At 65.7% G+C, this 4843-nt stretch carries 6 protein-coding genes; 1 reads left to right on the forward strand and 5 read right to left on the reverse strand.

What is annotated here, in order from left to right; all coding sequences use genetic code 11:
• Window positions 1-45 precede the first annotated feature (45 nt).
• Window positions 46-612 (reverse strand): alkyl hydroperoxide reductase subunit C, encoded by a 567-nt coding sequence (gene ahpC, locus RT424_RS23890; protein ID WP_313443317.1) that lies wholly within the window; start codon window positions 610-612, stop codon window positions 46-48.
• Between the two features lie 199 nt (window positions 613-811).
• Between ahpC and RT424_RS23895 the strand changes: the two genes are divergently transcribed.
• Entirely contained in the window at window positions 812-1186 is a 375-nt protein-coding gene (locus RT424_RS23895; RefSeq protein WP_313443319.1) for a hypothetical protein, read from the forward strand.
• A 111-nt stretch (window positions 1187-1297) separates the two neighbouring features.
• Here the strand turns inward: RT424_RS23895 and RT424_RS23900 are convergent, their stop codons facing one another.
• From RT424_RS23900 to RT424_RS23915, 4 genes are all read right to left on the reverse strand, one after another.
• On the reverse strand, window positions 1298-2146 hold the full coding sequence (locus tag RT424_RS23900) for a flagellar motor protein MotB (RefSeq protein WP_313443321.1): 849 nt from the start codon (window positions 2144-2146) through the stop codon (window positions 1298-1300).
• Window position 2147: 1 nt separating this feature from the next.
• Window positions 2148-3011, reverse strand: coding sequence for a flagellar motor stator protein MotA (motA, locus tag RT424_RS23905; protein ID WP_313443323.1), 864 nt, complete (start codon window positions 3009-3011; stop codon window positions 2148-2150).
• A gap of 53 nt (window positions 3012-3064) precedes the next feature.
• Complete coding sequence (locus tag RT424_RS23910) at window positions 3065-3988, reverse strand: flagellar biosynthesis protein FlgL (RefSeq protein WP_313443325.1); 924 nt, start codon at window positions 3986-3988, stop codon at window positions 3065-3067.
• A gap of 8 nt (window positions 3989-3996) precedes the next feature.
• The coding region (locus tag RT424_RS23915; protein WP_313443327.1) for a FlgK family flagellar hook-associated protein at window positions 3997-4843 on the reverse strand (847 nt) is incomplete at its 5' end.

Raw genomic sequence — 4843 nt, forward strand, 5'->3', positions numbered from 1 at the left:
CGAGCCGCGCACCTTCAGCACGCGACCCGGTAGATCGCGGTAGTCTTAGAGCTTGCCGACGAGGTCGAGCGAGGGAGCGAGGGTTTCAGCGCCCTCTTCCCACTTGGCCGGGCAAACCTGGCCGGGGTGCTCGCGCCAGTACTTGGCGGCCTTGATCTTGCGGACGAGTTCGACCGCGTTGCGGCCCACGCCCTCGGGGGTGATTTCGACCAGCTGGATCACGCCGTCCGGATCGACCACGAAGGTGGCGCGGTCGGCCAGGCCAACGCCTTCGCGCAGAACGCCGAAGTTGTTGGTCAGGGCATGGTTCTGGTCACCGAGGAACGCGTACTTGATCTTGCCGATCTTGTCCGAGGTGTCGTGCCAGGCCTTGTGGCTGAAGTGCGTGTCGGTGGAAACGCCGTAGACTTCGACGCCAAGGCCCTGGAGGGTTTCGTACTGCTCGCCGAGGTCTTCCAGCTCGGTGGGGCAGACGAAGGTGAAGTCAGCGGGGTAGAAGAAGAACACGGCCCACTTGCCGGCGATGTCTGCTTCGGTGACGTCGAAGAAGTCCTTGCCCGACTGGAAAGCGGTGTTCTTGAACGGCTTGATCTGGCTGCCGACGATACCCATGGATATGATCTCCCTCGATTGGGTGTTGAAGTTCGAGGACGGAGATAGGGCGCTCGTGTGACGATGTGTAGGGCGTTGATCCGATTGAGTTGATCGGTTTGCTCGATAAGTGGCGTTGGACTGAGCGTTTCTGTCGATAAAATGGCCGCAAGTGCGAAAAGCCGTGCGGCGGCGGGCCGGATGGGGCAACGGAAGCGGCATGAGAACGACAAGACTCGCGCTGCTTCTTGCGGCTTGTGCCTCGCTTGCCGCCTGCAACGGTTGGCCGACCTCGCTCGACAATCGCGCAACCGGCGATGTGCGGTTCCGCTATCACCACCGCCTCTACGATGAATGGTCGTCCTGGTCGCCGGTGGAACGCGGCCATGCGGTTCGTTTCGCCCACGAACACCGGATGCGCGACATCTCCGAGCTGGAAGTGGCCGAGGCCGGGCTGAGGTATCGCTACTCCGCGCGGTCGATGGCGCCCTTGCAGCAGTTCTGCGCCGGCAGTTCGAGCTGCGCGCTGGTTTATCGCGGCAAGGGCCGGCTGGAGGCTAGGACTTCGGCGCTCCCGGATGCGCAGGTGCAATAGGGACGATCCATCTTGCCGAACGAGCCGGCGTGGACGGCCAGAAATGGATCCTGAAACAAGTTCAGGATGACGATGTGCATCGAGGGCAGGTGCGCGTGGATGCCCCGTCGCTCAATCCGCCAGAGTAATCGAGATGCGCCGGTTGCGCGGGTCGTGCGGGTCGGCCGGGATCAGCAGTTCGGTGTCGGCCACGCCTTCGATGCGCTTGAACCGCGCGCCCTCCACGCTGTTGCGGATGAGCTGCTGGCGCGTGGCTTCCGCTCGCCCGGCCGATAGCGACCAGTTGTTGCCCGCTAGGCCTTGCTTGTAAGGCAAGGCATCGGTGTGCCCCCGGATCGTCAAAGGCCCCCCGGCCGGACCGATGGCCTGCGAAATGGCGGAAAGCAGCTCAACCGCCTGCGGGGTCAGGATCGTGGTGCCCAGGCGAAACATCGAGAAGTCCGCATCGTCGACCATGTCGATCCGCACGCCCTGCGTGGTATCCACCATGCGCACCTGACGGGAAAGGCGGCGCAGGCGCTCGGTGGAGGCGAGTTTCTTTTCCAGCGCTTCCTTGGCGCGCGAGCTGCGCTTGATCTTTGAAGTGTCCTTGGAGCCGCCTTCCTTCGGGCCGCCGGTGGCGTCGCGCGGGATGGTAAGCGTCTTGGTACCGGTCTGCCCGGCCTTGAACGGATAGTTGTCCACTTGGGTCAGCGAGGCGCCGCCGAGCACGCCTTGCCCGGACCCGGCGCTGCCCTGCTTGGTCTTGACCAGGGTGGGCGTGAAGTAGTCGGCGATGCCACGCCGCTGCTTCTCGGTGGTGGCGCCCAGAATCCAGAGCAGCAGGAAGAAGGCCATCATGGCCGTCACGAAATCGGCATAGGCGACTTTCCAGGCGCCGCCGTGATGCCCGGCGGCGACCATGGTGATCTTCTTCACGATGATCGGCCGGGGCGGCTCGGGCTTCTTTCCAGCGGCCATTTCAGCGACCCCTCAAGGCGTCGAGCAGTTCGGAAAGTCCGGGGCGGAAGGCATGGCCAAGCCCGGAGCGGGCCGATTCCACCACCAGGGGCTGCGGCCAGCCATGCAGGCTGGCGATGATGACCTGCTTCACCGCCTGGAAGATCTGTTCGTCCTGCTCCAGCACCTGCTTCAGGCGCCCGGCCAGCGGCGAGACGATCCCGTAGGCCAGGAGCACGCCCATGAAGGTGCCGACCAGCGCCGAACCGATCATCGCGCCCAGGATCGAGGGCGGCTTGTCGATCGAGCCCATGGTCTTCACCACGCCCAGCACGGCGGCGACGATACCCAGTGCGGGGAGGGCATCTGCCAGCCCCTGGAGTGCGTGCTGTGGTTCGTGGCTTTCGTGGAAATGGGTCTTCATCGCATTGTCCATCACGTCCTCCACCGCATGAACCTCCAGCGTGCCGGAGGAGACGACGATCAGGGTCAGCGTGTCGCAGATCAGGTGGACCAGCGGCTTGTTGGCGAGCAGACGCGGGAATTCGGCAAAAAGCGCGGACGTTTCAGGTTCGTTGACATGGCTTTCCAGCGCCACCGGGCCTTCGGAGCGCAGGATCTTCATCAGCCGGGTGGTGAGGATGATGGCGTCTATATGATCCTGCTTGTTGTGGCGCGGCCCCTTGAACACTTTGCCCAGCCCGCCGCCCAGAGCCTTGATCTCGTGCATGGAATTGCCGGTGACGATGGCCCCGATCGCGGCGCCGCCGATGATCAGCATCTCGTGCGGGATCGCTTCCATGACCGGGCCGAGCGCCCCGCCGGTCATCGCAAAGCCCCCGAAAACCATCACCAGCAGGATGACGACGCCGATGATCACGAACATGCAGGCAGTCCCCCGGATTCACGCTTTTTGACAGGCCGGACGCGAAAGGCGGATCAGTTCAGCCGGTCGAACAGGCTGAGCGAGGCCAGCCGAGTGAAGCTGGCCTGGCTGGCTTCCAGCACCGTCATCGTTTCCTGAAGCTGCGCCAGCGCCGTGGCGAGATCGACGCCGCCGAGGTCCGCTTCCTCCGAAGAGCGCAGTTCCGACAGATTGACGCGGCGGTCGTCGGTCACCTCGATCCATGCAAGCCGGGTGCCGATTACGGTCTGGCCGGTGGAAAGCGTGTCGAGCCCGGCCTTGAGATCGGCCAGCGCACTGCCCGCCGCGCCGGCCGGATCGGCCGAACCGCCCGACAGTGCGCTCGCGAGAGTCCGGACCACGGACATGAGGTCCGTCGCTGTGCCGTCGGCGCCGGCGAACGAGAGGAAAGCGGGGCCGGTCATCGAGCGCGTCACGCTCTGTCCGTCACCCAGCGGCAGTTCGCCGGAGCTGTTGGTGCCGACGTAGACCGGCTTGCCCGCAGCATCCAGGGTGTAGGCATCCCCCGCGCTCTCGCCGCCAAACAGTGCATGGCCGCTGGAATCCCGCGCATTGGCAAGCGAGAGGAGATTGTTGAAGAGCTGGTCCAGCTCCTGGCCGATCGAGGCGCGCTGGGTGTCGGTGAGCGTGGAATTGGAGGCCTCCATCGCCAGTTCCTGCGCGCGGATCAGCGCTTCCGCCATGTCCGACATGGCGGCATCCGCCAGGGAAAGGTCGGCGCTGGCGCGTCCGGCGCTGGTGCGGTCGATCCCCGCCAGCTTCTCCTGCCGGGCCAGCGCGCGCAGGCGCGATGCGGCGACCGGATTGTCCGAGGACCGCTCCAGCTTGCTGCCGCTGGACATCTGCGCCTGGTAGCCCTCGGCTCGCGTTCGCAAGTCCTTCATGTCGCGGCGGGCGCGCTCGAAGAAGGCGCTGGTGCTGGTGGATACGATCGACATGGCGCGGACTACCTGATGGAAAGGATGGAATCGAAGATGTCGGAAGCGACCTGCATGACCCGGCCGGAAGCCTGGTAGGCCTGCTGGAAGCGCGTGAGGTTGATCGCCTCCTCGTCAAGATCGACGCCGGCCTGGGCCTGAAGGGCCACTTTCGCGGTACCAGCAATGGATTCCAGCGCATCGCGGGTCACGGTGCGCCCGGCGACGGCGCTGGAGATGCCGAACAGCAGAGTGTCCATCGCGCCTGCAGGATCGGCGCTTTCGAGAGCCTCACGCATGGCGACGAGGTTGGATGTATCGCGGCTGTTGGCGCCCGATCCGGCGGGGGCGGTAGCGATCTGGCTGCCGCTGGTCAGGGCCAGCGAGATGTCGGCGGCCCCACTGCCGGAGAACATCGCCTGTCCGGCCGCGCCGGTGAGGTCGGCTCCGGCCGTCTGCGTGCTGTTGAGCGCCGCAATCACACCCGCAGCCGTCGCGTCGAGCTGATCGCGGACGGCGGCGAGTTCCGTGAGGGCCTGCCCTTTCCCCGCCAATGCGCCGGAAGAGAGCGTGGCTGCGGTGCCGCCCAGCGTGAACGAGATCGTGCCGTCGCCGCCGCTTGCCACGGCCAGAGTGGCGGCACTGCCGCCGTCGACCAGGCCCGGCCCGCCGGAACCGCCTACCCGGACTTGCACAGAGCCATCGGTGGCGAAAGCGGTAGAGATATCGACCTGTCCGCTCAGCTTTTCCAGCAGCATGTCGCGCTGGTCCAGCAGGCTTGTGCGGTCGCTGGAGGCATCGGCGGCGCGGGAGAGGCGCAAGTTCACGCGGGCCAGTTCGGCGGCCGTGGTATTGACCGAATCGACCCCGTCCTGC

The sequence above is a fragment of the Novosphingobium sp. genome (genome assembly GCF_032093395.1).
Lineage (GTDB): Bacteria > Pseudomonadota > Alphaproteobacteria > Sphingomonadales > Sphingomonadaceae > Novosphingobium.

Bases quoted from the DNA above. Each gene is read 5' to 3' on its own strand.
- motA (WP_313443323.1), bottom strand. From the start codon at position 3,011: ATGTTCGTGATCATCGGCGTCGTCATCCTGCTGGTGATGGTTTTCGGG.
- RT424_RS23895 (WP_313443319.1), top strand. From the start codon at position 812: ATGAGAACGACAAGACTCGCGCTGCTTCTTGCGGCTTGTGCCTCGCTT.
- RT424_RS23900 (WP_313443321.1), bottom strand. From the start codon at position 2,146: ATGGCCGCTGGAAAGAAGCCCGAGCCGCCCCGGCCGATCATCGTGAAG.
- ahpC (WP_313443317.1), bottom strand. From the start codon at position 612: ATGGGTATCGTCGGCAGCCAGATCAAGCCGTTCAAGAACACCGCTTTC.
- RT424_RS23910 (WP_313443325.1), bottom strand. From the start codon at position 3,988: ATGTCGATCGTATCCACCAGCACCAGCGCCTTCTTCGAGCGCGCCCGC.